Origin of the sequence: Flavilitoribacter nigricans DSM 23189 = NBRC 102662, assembly GCF_002646595.1 — a bacterium.
Lineage (GTDB): Bacteria > Bacteroidota > Bacteroidia > Chitinophagales > Saprospiraceae > Flavilitoribacter > Flavilitoribacter nigricans.
Genome location: NZ_PDUD01000041.1, coordinates 1 through 20,337 on the forward strand (window position 1 = coordinate 1; position 20,337 = coordinate 20,337).

3 protein-coding genes are annotated in these 20,337 nt (G+C 52.7%); all 3 read right to left on the bottom strand.

Going from position 1 to position 20,337, the window contains the following annotated elements; translation table 11 throughout:
* The coding region (locus tag CRP01_RS32305) for a DUF7507 domain-containing protein (RefSeq protein WP_143473623.1) at window positions 1–8,114 on the bottom strand (8,114 nt) is incomplete at its 3' end.
* Window positions 8,115–8,619: 505 nt separating this feature from the next.
* On the bottom strand, window positions 8,620–9,900 hold the full coding sequence (locus CRP01_RS32310) for a T9SS type A sorting domain-containing protein (RefSeq protein WP_143473624.1): 1,281 nt from the start codon (window positions 9,898–9,900) through the stop codon (window positions 8,620–8,622).
* Window positions 9,901–10,195: 295 nt separating this feature from the next.
* Window positions 10,196–20,203: a DUF7507 domain-containing protein gene (locus CRP01_RS32315; protein ID WP_099154221.1), complete on the bottom strand. Its 10,008-nt coding sequence runs from the start codon at window positions 20,201–20,203 to the stop codon at window positions 10,196–10,198.
* Between the last annotated feature and the right edge of the window lie 134 nt (window positions 20,204–20,337).

The window sequence follows — 20,337 nt, forward strand, 5'->3', positions numbered from 1 at the left end:
TCGCAGTCTTCGTCGCGGCTAACTACAACCGGATCAGAGATCCCGTCGTACTCACACCAGTTGATTACAGAGTAAGTGCGGAAAATTTTGTAGCACTCGTCGCCGGAAGCAGAGAAGAAATCATCCTTCACGCTGATTGCCAGCAGGTCACAAGCCAGTTCTTCCGTTTCGATGGTGTCTACCTGAGGAGTACCGCAGTTAGCTTCAGCATCTTTCGGGAACTTGATTTTGTATTTGTGCTGCTCTTTGATCGTTACAACCTGCTCACACTTGTTCGTAGAAGTCAGACCTTTTGCGTCAGACACCTGGAAGCGACGTACGAAAGTTCCGTAGCCACAGTCAGTCAGGTCGTCAGTCAGCGGATCCAGTTCTACTACCGTGTAACCCGGGCAGTTGTCAGAACCGGTGGCTTCGCCGAACAGTTCAGTCATTTGCTCAGAGTCAGTTGGGTCAAAGTCGAATGGCAGTTCGTCGCAGTCAATAGCGGCAGGCAGCGGTGGTACACAGTATGCAGGCAGTTTGTCTTCGATCAACAGATCCATCCAGCATACATTGTAGTTGTCGCGTACATCAGCAGCGTCGTATTCGCCGCAGTAAGCTTTTTCAATGGTATTTCCTGGTACGCCGTCTCCGTTGCGGTCGTCCCATACACGCAGTTCAACGCGTACATTTTCGTTCATATCGCAGCAGGTGAAGTCTACGTAGTCACCCCATGGCGTGTAGTAGAATTCCTGGCCAACACCGTCTCCGTCCGGATCACCGAACTGAACGCTCAGTTGCAGTTCATCATCGATAACTTCTCCGTCACCGTCGTAGTCAAACATATCGAGGCACTCGTAACCGTCGATCAGTACGCGGCGGCGTACTTCGATGCGGATCGGTCCGCAGTTGTCAGAGCTTCCTTCGTCGATGTCGTCAGCGTATACGCGAGCCAGTCCCTGGCCACCGATAGATACGTTCAGATCGTCGTCGCATACTGCGATCGGCTCAACCAGATCTTCCACCTGGAAGGCACAGAAGATCACTTCTTTGTTACCGCAGGCATCAGTTACTGTGTACTTGATGAAGTGGCAACCCAGAGGAATACCGGATACATAGCGAGATGCACCAGGAGCGATGGTCGCAACAACCGGACCGTCAGTAGAGAAACCAACAATCTCAGTCAGTACTTCCCAGCTGGAGCAGTTGTCTTCCACCACAGGCATCGGCACTGCAAAAGCAGCCGTACAGTCGTAAGGACCGGTAGAGTACGTACGCAGGTCTTTGTGACCGTCGTTGTCATAATCTACTTCTTCGCAGCTCACCACCGGCTTGGACAGGTCGCCCACTTTGATGGTTTGCTTGCATTCACGAACGCGGGCGTAGCCCTCAACACACCAGTCGAGGATCTCCCAGGTACGAACGATCTTATAAGTTCCTTCACAAACTTCGATCCGCTCACCGTCGGTGTAAGAAGCACCCAGGTTGCAGAAAGTCTGGTTCAGGTAAGCTTTGTGCTCGTAGTCTGCCCAGTCGTCTTCGCCTTTCACGTAGTCAACGTCAAAAGCCTGGTACAACCAAGGATAGCCAGTCTCATCGGGATGAGGGTTACCTTTAGCGTCCAGTTTGATGTCGTCTTCGCAAGACAGCTCAGCATCTTTCGGGCAGTAAACGTCATCCAGAGAAGGCTTGCCGATGATGATGTCCTGGTAGCATACATCCGGAGATGCCAGCTCTTTGCAGGAATCTACGGCCGTGAACTTCCGGCGGATCACTACGTCATCGCAGTTAGGATCATATCCAGTAATCACCTCGTCCATTACCGTTACGGTGATGTCCCCGCAATTGTCGGTGAATTTGGCGTAGCCGGTAACGTGGACCAGCAGCCATTCGGCGTGCTTGGAAGAAATAGAACCTCCGATCAGGTTACCGTCCGCATCCAGGACATAAGTCGCCGGTCCGTCCAGCAGCAGTTTATCGATATCGGAGCAAACAAACTCCTGATAGCCGTAATCGTAAGTATCCCATCCGGAAACATCATCCGGGCAGTAGGCCAGTACCGGCGGCTGATAATCCGAGGCCGTGATGTATCCCCAGCAATTGTTGTTTGGATCGCTATTGTCCGTTACGATGTACTTATAGGTACCACATCCCTGGATCACATTATCGGATCCGATGCCGTCTTCCACCACAACGGTCGCATCGCACTGGAAATTAGGTGCAGCACTCGCCAGGGGCAGTATGGCTTCGCAATTCTCCTGCAGGCTGACTTCCAGTTGTCCCGGACAAACTACCTGCTGATCACAATCCTTACATTCTTCTCCGGTCAGGCTCAGATCCACCCGATAGGTCTGACCACCGGCTTTCACTTCAATCTGGACCGATTGCATCCCGTCGACAATTTCCGTAGGTAATACCAGACAGAATTGCTCAACCGCTCCAGCTTTAGGCCCTTCACCAATCGTTTCAAATTTGATGGAATTGGCAAACGGCAGGTTGGTCGGGTTCTCTACGGTATAAGAAGTTCCGGTCGTTCCCACCACGGTTGCTCCGTTTTCCGGATAGATGACATTGCCAGCTACATCAAAAGCTACGTAGCTTAATCCATAGCCGCAGTTCACCTGAATGTTGAAGCAAAGTTGCGTTTTTCCCGTTCCGTAATCAGCACTTCCGCTGTACGAGAAGTCGACACAATCCACCGATACAACACACGGATCTACGTCCAAACCGATCACCGTTTCATCGTCCGTTACCGGATCGGTCTGGTCCGAATCCGCTGTGGCCGTATTGAATACGGAACCTGCATCCAGATCCGCTTGCGTAATCGTGTAAGTCGCCGTACAGGTCAGGCTCTCGCCCGAGGCCAGGGCTACCGGCTGAGCACAGCTCAGCGCGGATAGTCCCGGTAGCAGATCGCTAATGCTGACATTGGTCAACGTAACGTTACCATCATTGGTCGCAACAAAGGTATACGTGATCACGTCGCCTACTTCATCGTAAGTTGCTACATCCGCTGTCTTGGTCAGACTCAGTACCGGCATGCCATCGGCCGTTACCATCTCGTCATCTTCCACCGGATCGGTCTCATCCGAATCCGCCGTAGCCGTATTGAAGACAGAACCTGCATCCAGGTCCGCTTGGGTAATCGTGTAAGTCGCCGTACAGGTCAGACTCTCACCCGGGGCCAAATCGACCGGTTGGGTACAAGCCAATGCTGACAGTCCCGGCAGCGGATCGCTGATCGTGACGTTGGTCAGGCCTTGGTTGCCTTCGTTGGTGGCCACGAACGTATACGTGATCACATCACCCACGGCATCGTATGTTGACACATCCGCTGTCTTGGTCAGACTCAGTACCGGCATGCCATCGGCCGTTACCATCTCGTCATCTTCCACCGGATCGGTCTCGTCCGAATCCGCCGTAGCGGTATTTAAGACAGAACCTGCATCCAGGTCCGCTTGCGTAATCGTGTAAGTCGCCGTACAGGTCAGGCTCTCGCCCGGGGCCAGATCTACCGGTTGGGTGCAAGCCAATGCTGACAGTCCCGGCAGCGGATCGCTGATCGTGACGTTGGTCAGGCCTACGTTGCCTTCGTTGGTGGCCACGAAGGTGTAGGTGATCACGTCGCCTACCGCATCGTAGGTTGCCACATCCGCCGTCTTGGTCAAGCTCAGTACCGGCATACCATCGGCCGTTACCATCTCGTTATCTTCCACCGGATCGGTCTCATCCGAATCGGCCGTAGCCGTATTGAATACGGAGCCTGCATCCAGGTCCGCTTGCGTAATCGTATAAGTAGCTGTACAGGTCAGGCTCTCACCCGGAGCCAGATCTATCGGTTGGGTGCAAGCCAGAGCCGATAAGCCCGGCAGCGGATCGCTGATCGTTACGTTGGTCAGTGCCACGTTGCCTTCGTTGGTCGCTACGAAGGTGTAGGTGATCACGTCGCCTACCGCATCGTAAGTTGCTACATCCGCCGTCTTGGTCAAGCTTAGTACCGGCATGCCATCGGCAGTTACCATCTCGTCATCTTCCACCGAATCGGTCTCATCCGAGTCGGCCGTAGCCGTATTTAAGACAGAACCCGCATCCAGATCCGCTTGCGTAATCGTATAGGTCGCCGTGCAGGTCAGGCTTTCACCCGGAGCCAGATCTACCGGTTGGTTACAAGACAGCGCACTTAGTCCCGGCAGCGGATCGCTGATCGTGACGTTGGTCAGACCCACATTGCCTTCGTTGGTGGCAACGAAAGTGTAGGTGATCACGTCACCGACAACATCGTAAGTTGCTACATCTGCCGTCTTGGTCAGGGTGAGTACCGGCATGCCATCGGCCGTTACCATCTCGTCATCTTCCACCGGATCGGTCTCATCCGAGTCCGCCGTAGCCGTATTGAATACGGAACCTTCATCCAGGTCCGCCTGTGTAATCGTGTAAGTCGCTGTACAGGTCAGACTCTCACCCGGGGCCAGATCGACCGGTTGGGTACATGCCAAAGCTGACAAGCCCGGTAGGGGATCGCTGATCGTGACGTTGGTCAGTGCTACGTTGCCTTCGTTGGTGGCAACGAAAGTGTAGGTGATCACGTCACCGACCGCATCGTAAGTCGCTACATCCGCCGTCTTGGTCAGACTCAATACCGGCGTTTGGTCCGCCGTTACCGTTTCATCATCCGTAGTCGGATCGGTCTCATCCGAATCCGCCGTAGCCGTATTAAAGACAGAGCCTGCATCCAGGTCCGCTTGCGTAATTGTATAGGTAGCTGTACATGTCAAGTTTTCACCCGGGGCCAGGGTTACCGGCTGCGTACAATCTAAAGCCGATAAGCCCGGCAGCGGATCGCTGACCGTTACGTTATTTAGGGTCACATTACCGGTGTTGGTCGCTACGAAGGTATAGGTGATCACGTTCCCTACCGCATCGTAGGTCGCTACATCCGCCGTCTTGGTCAAAGACAGGGATGGATCCATAACGGCAGTGACGATGTCATCATCCTCATCGGTTACCGGCGTATCGCCGGTTCCGTCACCATCCGTATCGGCGGCACCATTGACACTGGCCGTGTTGGTGAAACTACCATTATCCAGATCACTTTGCTGGATGGTATACTGAGCGGTGTAGTCCCAGGTTTCTCCAACATCCAGGGCACCGTTCCCATCGTCACCACCGACGTAGACGATACTTCCGGGATTCACATCGGGATCGGTAACTTCTACATTATAGATCGTGGTGTTACCGGTATTGGTTACCGTCAGGGTATAATGGATCACATCACCGACCATATCGTAGGTATCCTCAATGGATTCCTTCACGATCATGATCTGATTGGTTTGATCCGCCGTTACGGTCTCCTCATCTTCCACCGGATCGGTCTTATCCGAATCCGCTGTGGCCGTATTGAATACCAAACCGGCATCCAGGTCCGCTTGCGTAATCATATAGGTAGCCGTGCAGGTCAGGTGCTCACCCGGAGCCAGATCAACCGGCTGGGTGCAGGCCAAAGCCGATAAGCCGGGTAGCGGGTCACTGATGCTTACATTGGTTAGGGACACATTGCCTTCGTTGGTCGCAACGAAGGTATAGGTGATCACGTCCCCCACTGCATCATAGGTCGACACATCCGCCGTCTTGGTCAGGCTCAGTACCGACATACCATCGGCCGTTACCATTTCATCATCTTCCACCGGATCAGTCTCATCGGAGTCCGCCGAAGCGGTATTTATTACCATTCCCGCGTCCAGGTCCGCCTGGGTGATCGTATAGGTAGCCGTACATGTCAGACTCTCACCCGGGGCCAGTTCAACCGGTTGGGTGCAGGATAGCGCACTCAGTCCCGGCAGCGGATCACTAATTGTAACATTGGTCAGTGGGAGGTTACCATCATTGGTAGCTACAAATTCATAGGTGATCACGTCGCCTACCGCCGAATAGGTAGTAGTTCCGGCATCCCCATTGATCTCGATCGCCGTTTTGACCAGGTTCAGTTCGTAAAAGCAGGTACTTTGAATGCAATTATCGGTGAGGGCCATCCCCGCTACATCATTCAGTTCTTCTACCCGGCAGTCGAAGCTATTGTCTTCCTGCCACAGGAGGTTAGTCACCTCATCATCCGCCAGGATAACATCATCGGTATTTCCATCCAGGAAGTAAGTACCAACCAAACCGGCGTCATTCGCCAGATAGCCATCGTCCTGACCAATGCCATTATCCCATCCACAGTGGTTGTTATCCCAAACGAGCGACGCGCAAAGCGGGAAATCTGCATTGGAATCCACTGTAAAACAGAGATCCAAGATATGGACGGGCGTATTGAACAGATCGATGGGGTTAGATTCATTAGCGATCAGGTCGAACTGGACCTGAATACCACCTCCCCCGTTAAAATTAAATACATCGCCGTATACATCATCGCTTTCGGATAAACCATTGACGAGGTATCCATTTTCAATATTTTCTACACTGAGGTTAGCAAGAGATCCGGCGTCGTAAAAGAAGCGGATCGTACTGGTGCCCAGTTCCGGCATCTGGGATTCATCATTGATCGACAGGAGGACCGGAATACAGACCTGGATCTGCTCTCCACAGTTTACATCGGTGGTACCAAAACTCCAGTCCAGTATCCGGGGCAGGTTAATAGGCGTGAAGGTCGGGTCATCACTACCGGTTAAAAAACTGGACTCATCGGAATCGTCCGTAACCGGATTATCGGATGGATCAACAGCCGCGGCGGTGGCCTGGTTGGTTACCCCACCGGCATCGATATCCGCCTGGGTAACGGTATAAGTAGCCGTATAGGTCAGTGAGGCTCCGGGCAGTAGATCCCAAAGATCCCCTTCGCCGTCCTCATCGGTCCCACCGGCCAGATAAACAGGTGTAGGTAAAGTACCGGTTCCGGAAAAGCTTCCCAGATTTTCGGAAACATCGATATCGTATAAAGTAACGCTACCCATATTCATCACCTCGTAGGTATAGGTGATGGACATAGACATGGCATCAAAGACCGAAGTTTTCACCAGTCCGAGCTGGGCATTTTGACCGATCGGGGTCGTCGTAGGATCATTTTCGCCTTCCAGCGGACTGTTATCATCAGAAAAATCATTTACCGAACCGCCATTGGGGTCAGTAGCGGATGCAGAAGCCTGGTTGACGACACCCCCCATATCAATATCGGCCTGCAGGACCGAATAAGTAGCCGTATAGGTGAGGCTGGCACCCACCAGCAGGTCCGGCAGATCGCCCTCGCCGTCTTCGTCGGTACCTCCGGCATCGTAAACCGGAACAGGTAGGGCGCCCGCACCGCTAAACTGAGTTACTTCTTCAATTACATCAACATCATAGAGGGTGACATCCCCGGTATTGGTTACGGTGTAGGTATAAGTAATTATGCCGGCATCCGCGTCGTAGGTAGAAGTTTTCACCAAACCCAGGAGCGGGTTAATGGCACAGGCATCTTCAATACAGTTGGCGCTGGCCGACATGCCTACTTCATCGTCTAACTGGTCGACCCGACAATCAAAACCCGGGTTAGCGTCCCACAGGAAGTTGATCACTTCATCATCCGCTAAAACTACATTATTGGTAATCCCATTCAAGTAGTAGGTACCCACGAGGCCGGCGTCGTTCACTACGTATCCATCGTCAGCTGCGATGCCCATATCCCAGCCACAGTGGTTATTATCCAGTACCAGGGAGGCACACATCGGATAGGTCACGTCCGGTTCAACCGTAAAGCAGAAGTCCATAACGTGGGTCGGGGTATTAAACAGATCGATAGGATTGGTCTCGTTTGCGATCAGGTCAAACTGTACGTGGACACCGCCACCACCAGCAAAACCAAAGACATCCCCGTACACATCATTACTCAAATTTAATCCATTAATACTGTAGCCATTTTCTACGCTCTGGATCGTCATATTACTCAAATACCCTGCATCGTAGAAGAATCTGATGGTACTCGTACCCAGCTCCGGGGTATTCGTTTCATCATCGATGGACACCAGCAGCGGAAAGCAGATCTCAGTAGTTTCGCCACATGTGATCTGCGCCTCACCGAAACTCCATTCAAGTGTCCTTTGAGACCATAACTGCAAGGTAATGCCAATGCATCCCAGTAGAATTAGTAAAAGTTTTTTCATCTTGATTATTATTAATGGATTATGAGCAGTAGTCTGTAGCAGAAGTAAGTTTCGTTTCTGAGTGATGAACTTTTGTTCCAACCAAGGAACGCCCGGAACCTGATAGCCTACACGAGGCGCGGGGCAGGGGCCCTGCGGCGAAGTCAAGGTGAGGACGAGACGAAGGGTAGGACATAAAGGCACGTTTCAGAAGCATAATTTATTTTTGTTACAGACTACTCTAGTAGCAATTCAAGTCCGGGGTGTCTTAGTATTTTTTGCCAATCCAGATCGCTTTTAGAGGTCCGAGAGAGCTGGGTCGTCCAGGGGCACCACAGTTCAACACTGTTGCCTTAAGAGGATCCGACGGGACTAAAATCGTCCGGTTGGATGGTTATAAATCCTGGCTTAAAATGCTATTAGGGTTTGTTGTTATTAGCGAAAATATTTTTTGCCGGGACCAAACTGGTCCCAGCAACAGGCATGGTGGGGTAGCCTCAATATGCAACTATTCATTAATCGTCATCTACCTCGAGATCACCAGGCTTTTCACCAACGGGTTATCGTCGTCTTCTTCGTTTTTCAGCACCAGATTATACACGCCGGCATCCAGGGATGTCAGATCCAGCACATCGCCGGAGCTTACATTTTGCAGGAACTGCACCATGCTTCCCCGGCTATCCAGAACGGTCAGGCTGAACCCCGTAAAGAAGCGGTTGGCCCGAATGTTGGTAATCCCCTTGCTGGGATTCGGATAAAAACTAACCTCCAACTGATCCGCCGCGGGATCTTGCCCGGCAAACTCCAAAGTGCGAACGGCCGAATATTTCGTATTGCCTTCCCGGTCCACCTGGGCCAGGCGATAATAGGCTTTCCCTGGTTTCACTTCTTCGTCGAGAAATTGGTAGGTAGTCGTTTCGGTAGCGTTCCATTGGCCGCGCACGGTACTAATAGTTTCGAAGACGAGTCCATCTTCCGATCTTTGCACATCAAAGAAATCGTTATTGAATTCCGAGCTGGTTCTCCAATCCAGGACCGCCTGGTCCAAACCAAGTTTTTTAGCCCGAAAATCCCGGAGTACAGCGGTTTCGGGACGTTGCTGCGGTTGCAGGCATCCTGCGGATTTTTCCACGACCATCCGGCCGGCACGATCCTCCAGTTTATCGATCAGTTTATCGAAGGCTATGGATCGGCTCCACATGAAGTTGTGCACTTCATCATCCGCCAGGAAGGTCTGTCGGGTATCTTTATTCATAAAGTAGGTACCCACAATGCCCGAATCGTTAACCAGATAGCCAACATCCTGGTAATTGCCCTTTTCACTTCCGCTGGAATTGTTATCCAGTACCAGGGCGGCGCAGAGTGGAATTTTAGCGCCCGGCTTTACCCGAAACGTAAAGTCCAGGATATGAACGGGCGTTTCGGAAAGGTTGATCAGATTCGCATTGTTGGCAATGATATCAAACTGAGCGAACACTCCTCCCCCACCGGCAAACCCAAAGACCTCACCGTATACATCCTTGCTCAGGTTGTAGCCGCTCACTTCGTAGCCGTTCTCCACATTTTCGACGCTGACGGATTCCAGATAGCCCGCATCGTAAAAGAAGCGGATCGTACTGGTGCCCAGTTGGGGGGTATTTGCCGCATCACTAATGGAAACCACGAGTGGGTATTTGACCATAACGTCCTTACCCCGGCTCAACTGTGCTTCTCCAATGCTCCAGCTCAGGGTCCGCTCGGCCTGTTTCTGGGCCGAGACGGAGACCATGGCTGCAATAACAAAAAGAGGTATTAGTAATTTTTTCATATTTATTTTGATTTAAAGACCGTAGGAGGACTTTCTTCCTCCGTCCGGCTTTTACGAGTGTGCTTGGGAATTATTAATCGGGCTGCAAACGCCACTTTTTCGTTTATACTTCAGCTATTTTTCAGTCCGTACCCTCCGGGTATGCACTTCAAAATGAGCTTCGTCTAATCAAAAAATTGACTGTTTTCGCCACAAAGAAAAAATCCCAAACACACTCTAATATGCAAATGACAGTTCCCGAAAAGGGAGTCGAGAGGCGAACACCCGGTGGGATCCGCCTCTCTGATGGGGACAATTAATCTCTTTTCACACTGGTGAAACCAGGTGAGTTGGATTGCCACAAATCGAAATCCAGAGCACTGACATCGCCATCCATATTGTAATCTACCAGGTTGAAGGTTCGGTTCTGTGGTCCGTTGTTCAACCATTTGGCAAAGTCGGAGGCATTGATGTCCGTATCGCTGTTGATGGTTTCGGTCTGATCACCGTTACCGGCAAACATGGCAAACACACCCGGCAGTACTTCTTTTTGTCCGATGAAGGATCCGGAATTAAAAGGATCATTGACATAGGACTGCTTATCGCGGAAATCGTAAGTGATCTTTCCGTTGACGATCGGCACTGCTTCGTGGGACATCACGATCAGGTGATTGCGGTGTTCAACTACGATGTAGTAACTCTGGCCCGGATCGAGCTTGCAGCAATCATCGCCGACAAATTCAATGCGTCCATCATTATGGAGTAAGGCCGCACGCTGGCAGATCGCTTCGGAGCCATCTTCCGGATTGGTTCTCAGAGAAACCAGTACCCAATCCGTAACTGTGGATGGATAACCGGCGTCCGCATTGGCGCTGGATCCACCGGAGTCGTACAACAGTCCTTCTCCGCCATCGTAATTCCAGGGACCGACATTGAATACCTGACCACTGGTCCCCAGAGGCGCGGTATAGATGTTTCCGGTAAACGGATTCGCACTATACTGTCCAGGTAACAGTCTGGAATCATTCAGTGTGGTCCGCATAGGCACCTGGTATTCGGCGGTTTGCGGTACGATCAGACTTCCTTCCAGGTAGACCCAAAGTTCGAACTCGATACAATCCAACTCCTCAGAGAAGTCGTTATCCGCATCTGCTTCTCCCGGAGCTACACTTACCGGGATCTGATTATCCGTCTGCGAGGTATTGACCTGGTCGCCACCGGCATCCGGGGTTGCATCACCGTCACTGATTGAGGAATAATTATCAGGTTGCAGTTCGATCACTACATAGTCACCATTGTCCACACTCGGGAAGAGGTAATCGCCGTTCACGTCCGTGGTCGCGGTCAGTCCCGTATTGGTGTCCGGTGTGCCGTCACCATCGGTATCTTCCCACAGTTCGATCACCACGCCGGCAATACCATCACCGTTCTCGTCCGTGACCGTACCCGAAATGCTACCCGGGTTGCCGTCTTCCGCAAAGTCGTTATCCGCATCCGCTTCACCCGGAGCTACGCTTACCGGGATCAGATTATCCGTGGTGGAAACGTTGGTCTGATCGCCACCGGCATCCGGCGTTGCGTCGCCGTCACTGACGGTGGTATAATCCGCCGGTTGCTGCTCAATGACTACGTAGTCGCCATTGTCCACATTCGGGAAGAGGTAATCACCATTTGCATCCGTGGTTGCGGTCAGGCCCGTATTGGTATCCGGCGTACCGTCACCATCGGTATCTTCCCACAGTTCGATCACTACCCCGGCAATACCGTCGCCGTTCTCGTCCGTTACCGTACCTGAAATACTACCTGGGTTGCCGTCTTCCGCAAAGTCGTTGCCGGCATCCGCTTCTCCCGGAGCTACCGTTACCGGTATTTGATTATCTACCGTCGCATCCGTATCGAATGGATCGCCGTCATCGATCGTATCCTCATCACTGACGCTGGTGTAATCCGCCGGTTGTTGTTCAACCAGTACGTAGTCACCATTGTCTACATTCGGGAAGAGGTAATCGCCATTGGCATCCGTGGTCGCGGTCAGTCCCGTATTGGTATCCGGCGTACCGTCACCATCGGTATCTTCCCACAGTTCGATCACTACCCCGGCAATACCATCACCGTTCTCGTCCGTGACCGTACCCGAAATGCTACCCGGGTTGCCATCTTCCGCAAAGTCGTTATCCGCATCCGCTTCTCCTGGAGCTACGCTTACCGGGATCAGATTATCCGTGGTGGAAACGTTGGCCTGATCGCCACCGGCATCCGGCGTTGTGTCACCGTCACTTACGGTGGTGTAATCCGCCGGTTGCTGCTCAATGACTACGTAGTCGCCATTGTCCACATTCGGGAAGAGGTAATCGCCGTTCGCATCCGTGGTTGCGGTCAGTCCCGTATTGGTATCCGGCGTGCCGTTACCGTCGGTATCTTCCCACAGTTCGATCACTACCCCGGCAATACCGTCGCCGTTCTCGTCCGTTACCGTACCTGAAATACTACCCGGGTTGCCGTCTTCCGCAAAGTCGTTGCCGGCATCCGCTTCTCCCGGAGCTACACTTACCGGGATTTGATTATCTACCGTTGCATCCGTATCGAATGGATCGCCGTCATCGATCGTATCCTCATCACTCACGCTGGTGTAATCCGCCGGTTGTTGTTCAACCAGTACGTAGTCACCATTATCTACATTCGGGAAGAGGTAATCGCCATTGGCATCCGTGGTCGCGGTCAGTCCCGTATTGGTATCCGGCGTGCCGTTACCGTCGGTATCTTCCCACAGTTCGATCACTACCCCGGCAATACCGTCGCCGTTCTCGTCCGTTACCGTACCTGAAATACTACCCGGGTTGCCGGCATCCGCAAAGTCGTTATCCGCATCTGCTTCACCCGGAGCTACACTTACCGGGATCAGGTTATCCGTCGTCGAAACATTGGCCTGGTCACCTCCCGCATCCGGGGTGGCATCACCGTCGCTCACTGTGGTGTAATCCGCCGGTTGCTGCTCAATAACTACGTAGTCGCCATTATCCACATTCGGGAAGAGATAATCGCCGTTCGCATCCGTGGTCGCGGTCAGTCCCGTATTGCTATCCGGCGTACCGTCACCATCGGTATCTTCCCACAGTTCGATCACTACGCCGGCAATACCGTCGCCGTTCTCGTCCGTTACCGTACCTGAAATGCTACCAGGGTTGCCGGCATCCGCAAAGTCGTTGCCGGTATCCGCTTCGCCCGGAGCTACCGTTACCGGTATCTGATTATCTACTGTCGCATCCGTATCGAACGGATCGCCGTCATCGATCGTATCCTCGTCGCTAACACTGGTGTAATCCGCTGGTTGTTGCTCAACCAGTACGTAGTCACCGTTGTCTACATTCAGGAAGAGATAATCGCCGTTCGCATCCGTGGTCGCGGTCAGTCCCGTATTGGTATCCGGCGTACCGTCACCATCGGTATCTTCCCACAGTTCGATCACCACGCCGGCAATACCATCACCGTTCTCGTCCGTGACCGTGCCCGAAATGCTACCCGGGTTGCCGTCTTCGGCAAAGTCGTTATCCGCGTCCGCTTCACCCGGAGCTACGCTCACGGGGATCAGATTATCCGTGGTAGAAACGTTCGCCTGATCCCCACCGGCATCCGGGGTCGCATCACCGTCGCTGACTGTGGTGTAATCCGCCGGTTGCTGCTCAACAATCACATAATCACCGGCAAAAACATTCAGGAAGACATAATCGCCGTTCGCATCCGTGGTCGCAGTCAGTCCCGTATTGGTATCCGGTGTACCGTCACCATTGGTATCTTCCCACAGTTCGATCACTACCCCGGCAATACCGTCGCCGTTCTCGTCCGTGACCGTACCCGAAATACTACCCGGCAGGTACACGATCGTAGGATCGTCCGGTTCTCCGTCGCCATCAGGGTCATTATTGGTTGGATCGGTCGGATCATCAGAAAGATCATCTACCGGTTGGTTTTCCGGATTCTGGCCCGAAACGGTCGCCTGGTTCAGGAATGAACCATTAGCAACATCTGCGGCCGTAATCGTATGCTGAGCGATCGCTCCGGAATAGGATTCACCCGGATTCAGGGTGCCGGCAAAACTATTTGCCACAAAAACTCCGGCCGTATTATCAACGATATTCACACTGGTCAGCGGAACATCACCGGTATTGGTCACCGTGAAGGAGTAAGTAATTACATCGCCTACACCGCCAATAAGACCGTCACCATTCGTATCGGCCAAAGGATCAGCCGTTTTTTCCAGTTCCAGACATTCACTCAGAATGGTTATGTCCAGAGCAACCGTACAGGATCCGTCGCCATTCTGTACATACAGGGTATGGGTACCCGGACCAAGATCGGAGAAGACGAACATATGCCCGCCGGCCGTCCAGGTCACACCGTCAGTACTGTAGCGATAACTACCCAGTATCTCACCTCCGTCCACATACAAGGTCGCTGAACCTCCGCTCAGGCACATCGCACGTTCCAGGTCGTAATCTACTATGGTCGGTTTATCGATATCGTCCAGGGTTAACAGCAGCGGATCGATCTCACAGGTTCCATTGCTGTTTCTGATCGCGATCTGGTAATCGCCCGCGGTCAGTCCCGTGAAAGTAAATTCAGTGGTATCGATCGTCCAATTCGCGCCTCCATCCTTGCTGAATTGATAAGGAGGCTCTCCACCACTACCCACTACCGTAATGGTTCCATTATCTCCATCACAGGTGGTCGGATTGGTAGTCGTGGTATACAGGAGGATCGGCTCGTTCGGTTGGGTCAGCACAATTACGGGTCCTGCCGTTGCACAGGTTCCATCATTGTTTCTGACAAATACCTCGTAATAGCCAGCGATCAGGCCGGTGAAGGTATTAGAAGACTGCCAGGTCACTCCGCCGTCTATGCTGTATTCTGTATCCGCCACCGGCGTGTCCGAAGTAATAGTGATCGACCCGGTCGGCGAATCACAATCATCTGGATTAATAGTGTTGGCCGAAACAAACGATGGGTTACCAGGTGCCGTCAGCACGACCTGGCCACCGTCCGTTTCACAATCATCGGATTTCACCACAATGTCGTATGTACCCGCTTCCAGTCCAATAAAAACGGAACTGGTACTGAAGGATGCACCTCCGTTGATGCTGTACAGCAGATTCGCTCCGGAAGCATTGATCTCAATTCGTCCCGTCGGGGAATCACAGTCAACCGGATCCGTGGCAACGATCTGCTCGATGACCGGGCAGATGATGGTTTCGGTGGGATCGTCCGGATTACCGTCGCCGTTTGGATCGACGTTCTCCGTATCATCCGGATCATCGGAAGAATCCGTTACGTTATTATCATTCGGATCATCGGCGTCTACCGTCGCGGAGTTTACGTGGATACCCGCATCGATATCGGCTTGGGTGATCATATAGGTTCCACTACAGGTCGTGTTTTGGCCCGGGGCCAGTACCACACCCGTCAGATCGCAGTCCAGCGTTACATCCGCATCGCTCAGTACGATATTGTCCAGGGTGACGTTGCCCGTGTTGGTGATCACAAAGCTATAGGTGATCACATCGCCAACCGTGGCTACACCATCCGCACCCAGATCCAGAACATCGGTCTTGGTCACATCGATGCTACCCGCACTCGGCAGTGGCGTATCGGTTGGATCGTCCGGATTGCCGTCTCCGTTTGGATCGACGTTTTCCGTATCATCCGGATCATCGGACGTATCCGTTACGTTGGTGTTGTTCGGATCATCGGCGTCTACCGTCGCGGAGTTCACATGGATACCCGCATCGATATCGGCTTGGGTGATCATATAGGTGCCACTGCAGGTTACATCCTGGCCTGGTGCCAGCACTACTCCTGTCAGGTCGCAGTCCAAAGTTACATCCGCATCGCTCAGTACGATGTTGTCCAGCGTGACATTGCCCGTGTTGGTGATCACAAAGGAGTAAGTTATCACATCGCCAACCGTGGCGACACCATCCGCACCCAGATCCAGTACATCGGTCTTGGTTATATCGATACTTCCCGCACTCGGCAGTGGTGTATCGGTCGGATCGTCCGGATTACCGTCGCCGTTTGGATCGACGTTCTCCGTGTCATCCGGATCATCGGACGTATCCGTTACGTTATTATCATTCGGATCATCGGCATCTACCGTGGCGGAGTTCACATGGATACCCGCGTCGATATCGGCCTGCGTGATCATATAGGTTCCACTACAGGTTACATCCTGGCCTGGTGCCAGTACTACGCCCGTCAGATCGCAGTCCAAAGTTACATCCGCATCGCTCAGCACGATGTTGTCCAGCGTGACATTACCCGTGTTGGTGATCACAAAGGAGTAAGTGATCACATCGCCAACCGTGGCAACACCGTCCGCACCCAGATCCAGAACATCGGTCTTGGTCACATCGATGCTACCCGCGCTTGGCAGTGGCGTATCGGTCGGATCGTCCGGATTGCCGTCTCCGTTTGGATCAACGTTTTCGGTGTCATCCGGATCATCCGAGGTATCCGTTACGTTGGTGTTGTTCGGATCATCGGCGTCTACCGTGGCGGAGTTCACATGGATACCCGCATCGATGTCCGCCTGGGTGATCATATAGGTTCCACTACAGGTCGTGTTTTCACCTGGAGCTAATACTACACCCGTCAGATCGCAATTCAGCGTTACATCCGCATCGCTCAGTACGATGTTGTCCAGGGTTACGTTACCCGTGTTGGTGATCACGAAGGAGTAAGTGATCACATCGCCAACTGTGGCGACACCATCCGCACCCAGGTCCAGGGCATCGGTCTTGGTCACATTGATACTTCCCGCACTCGGCAATGGCGTATCGGTCGGATCATCCGGATTACCGTCGCCATTCGGATCGACATTTTCCGTATCGTCCGGATCGTCGGACGTATCTGTTACGTTGGTGTTGTTCGGATCATCGCTGTCTACCGTGGCGGAGTTCACATGGATACCCTCGTCGATATCGGCTTGCGTGATCAGGTAGGTGCCACTGCAGGTTACATCCTGGCCCGGTGCCAGTACCACACCCGTCAGATCGCAGTCCAGCGTCACATCCGCATCAGTCAGTACGATGTTGTCCAGCGTGACATTACCCGTATTGGTGATCACAAAGGAGTAGGTGATCACATCGCCAACCGTGGCGACACCATCCGCACCCAGATCCAGTACATCGGTCTTGGTTACATCGATGCTACCCGCACTCGGCAGCGGCGTATCGGTTGGATCATCCGGATTGCCGTCGCCGTTCGGATCGACATTTTCCGTATCATCCGGATCGTCGGACGTATCCGTTACGTTGGTATTGTTCGGATCATCGGCGTCGACTGTGGCGGAGTTCACATGGATACCCGCGTCGATATCGGCCTGCGTGATCATATACGTTCCACTGCAGGTCGTGTTTTGGCCCGGGGCCAGTACCACACCCGTCAGGTCGCAGTCCAGCGTTACATCCGCATCGCTCAGTACGATGTTGTCCAGGGTTACATTACCCGTGTTGGTGATCACAAAGGAGTAAGTGATCACATCACCAACTGTGGCTACACCATCCGCACCCAGATCCAGAACATCGGTCTTAGTTACATCGATACTTCCCGCGCTTGGCAGTGGCGTATCGGTCGGATCGTCCGGATTACCGTCACCGTTTGGATCGACGTTTTCCGTATCATCCGGATCATCGGAGGTATCCGTTACGTTGTTGTTGTTGTTCGGATCATCGGCGTCGACCGTAGCAGAGTTCACATGGATCCCCGCGTCGATATCGGCCTGCGTGATCATATACGTTCCACTGCAGGTCGTGTTTTGGCCCGGAGCTAATACCACGCCTGTCAGGTCGCAGTCCAAAGTCACATCCGCATCAGTCAGTACGATGTTGTCCAGCGTGACATTACCCGTGTTGGTGATCACAAAAGTGTAGGTGATCACATCGCCAACCGTGGCTACACCATCCGCGCCCAGATCCAGTACATCGGTCTTGGTTACATCGATGCTTCCTGCACTCGGCAGTGGCGTATCGGTCGGATCATCCGGATTGCCATCGCCGTTTGGATCGACGTTTTCCGTATCATCCGGATCATCGGAAGTATCCGTTACGTTATTATCATTCGGATCATCGGCGTCGACTGTGGCGGAGTTCACATGGATACCCGCGTCAATGTCCGCCTGCGTGATCATATAGGTGCCGCTGCAGGTCGTGTTTTGGCCCGGGGCCAGTACTACACCCGTCAGATCGCAGTCCAAGGTCACATCCGCATCGCTCAGTACGATGTTGTCCAGGGTTACGTTACCGGTATTGGTGATCACAAAGGAGTAGGTGATCACATCGCCAACCGTGGCTACACCATCCGCACCCAGATCCAGTACATCGGTCTTAGTCACATCGATACTTCCCGCACTCGGCAGTGGCGTATCGGTAGGATCGTCCGGATTACCGTCGCCATTCGGATCGACATTTTCCGTATCATCCGGATCGTCGGACGTATCCGTTACGTTGGTGTTGTTCGGATCATCGGCGTCTACCGTGGCGGAGTTCACATGGATACCCGCATCGATATCGGCCTGCGTGATCATATAGGTTCCACTGCAGGTCGTGTTTTGGCCCGGAGCCAGTACTACGCCCGTCAGATCACAGTCCAAAGTCACATCCGCATCAGTCAGTACGATGTTGTCCAGCGTGACATTACCCGTGTTGGTGATCACAAAAGTGTAGGTGATCACATCGCCAACCGTGGCCACACCATCCGCGCCCAGATCCAGTACATCAGTCTTCGTCACATCGATACTTCCCGCACTCGGCAGTGGCGTATCGGTAGGATCATCCGGATTGCCGTCGCCGTTTGGATCAACGTTCTCCGTATCATCCGGATCATCGGAGGTATCCGTAACGTTGGTGTTGTTCGGATCATCGGCGTCTACTGTCGCGGAGTTCACATGGATACCCGCATCGATATCGGCCTGCGTGATCATATAGGTGCCACTACAGGTCGTGTTTTGGCCAGGAGCCAGTACTATACCCGTCAGGTCGCAGTCCAAGGTCACATCCGCATCGCTCAGTACGATGTTGTCCAGGGTTACGTTACCCGTGTTGGTGATCACGAAGGAGTAAGTAATCACATCTCCTACTGTGGCGACACCATCCGCACCCAGATCCAGTACATCGGTCTTGGTTACATCGATGCTTCCTGCACTCGGAACCGTAGTTACCGTAGGATCATTTTCCAAGGGGCTATTATCATCCGAGTCATCAGTCACCGGATCGGCGCCCAGGGGTGTACCCGTGGCGGTGGCCTGGTTGGTTACACTTCCCGCATCAATATCTGCCTGGGTGATGGCATAGGTAGCCGTGAATTCAGCTTCATCACCCGGGGACAGCACATCAATAGAAGCATCCGTTACCGCATCACTGGAAGAACCTCCATTCACGGTAATATTTTCCGAACCCGGAGCGGGTAACAGGCCCGTACCGGTAAATGAGCCGGCATTTTCATCAACCGTCACATCGTATAAAGTAGCCGGCCCCGTATTGATCACGGTATAGGTATAGGTAATGATATCCCCGACCGAGGCTACTCCATCGGCACCGAGATCCAGGTCTGAGGTTTTGACAATAGATATCGCCGCATTACAGGCATCCTCAATACAACCGGTACTGGAAGTCATACCAACATTATCAGCCAGGGCATCCACCCGGCAATCAAAGCCCGGATTTTCTTCCCAGAGGTAGTTGATCACTTCGTCATCCGCCAGGATAACATCGGAATAGTCTGCATTTAGGAAATAAGTACCCACGATACCGGCATCGTTTACCAGATATCCATCATCCTGGGCAATCCCCGCGTCCCAACCGCAATGATTGTTATCAAAAACGATGGGCGCACACAAGGGGAAGGTGGCTGCCGGATCGACGGTGAAGCAAAAGTCCAGCACATGAGTTGGCGTAGCGGTCAGGTTAATCGCATTGGCAGAGTTGTCCGAAATCAGATCGAACTGGGCAAAAATACCGCCCCCGCCGGTGAAATTGAAAACCCCTCCGTAAACGTCGGCACTTTCATTGAAGCCGTTTATGGTATAACCGGTCTCCACATTAGTGACGCTCAGATTGGTTAGATATCCCGCGTCGTAAAAAATCCTCATTGTACTGGTACTTAGTTCCGGGCTTTGGGAGCCGTCGTCGATAGCAACCAGCAAAGGGTAACAGATCTGGATCTGTTCCCCGCAGGTGATATCTATTTCGCCGATGCTCCACTCCAGCGTCCGCTGGGCAAATAGCCCGGAAACTAAGCAGATGGCTGTAAAAAGTAAAAGTAGTTTTTTCATGTTTAAGTGATTGTCTATGTTGTGCTTGCTTGGCTGTAGAATGACATTGGTTCTTAAAAAGTCTAAAAGTGTTGTTTCATCTGAAGGTGTCTAAAGATCCCCGCCTCTCCTTTAGGGACCTTTAGACCAATCCT

Coding starts and splice junctions, on each gene's coding strand:
- CRP01_RS32310 (WP_143473624.1), bottom strand. CDS start 9,900: ATGAAAAAATTACTAATACCTCTTTTTGTTATTGCAGCCATGGTCTCC.
- CRP01_RS32315 (WP_099154221.1), bottom strand. CDS start 20,203: ATGAAAAAACTACTTTTACTTTTTACAGCCATCTGCTTAGTTTCCGGG.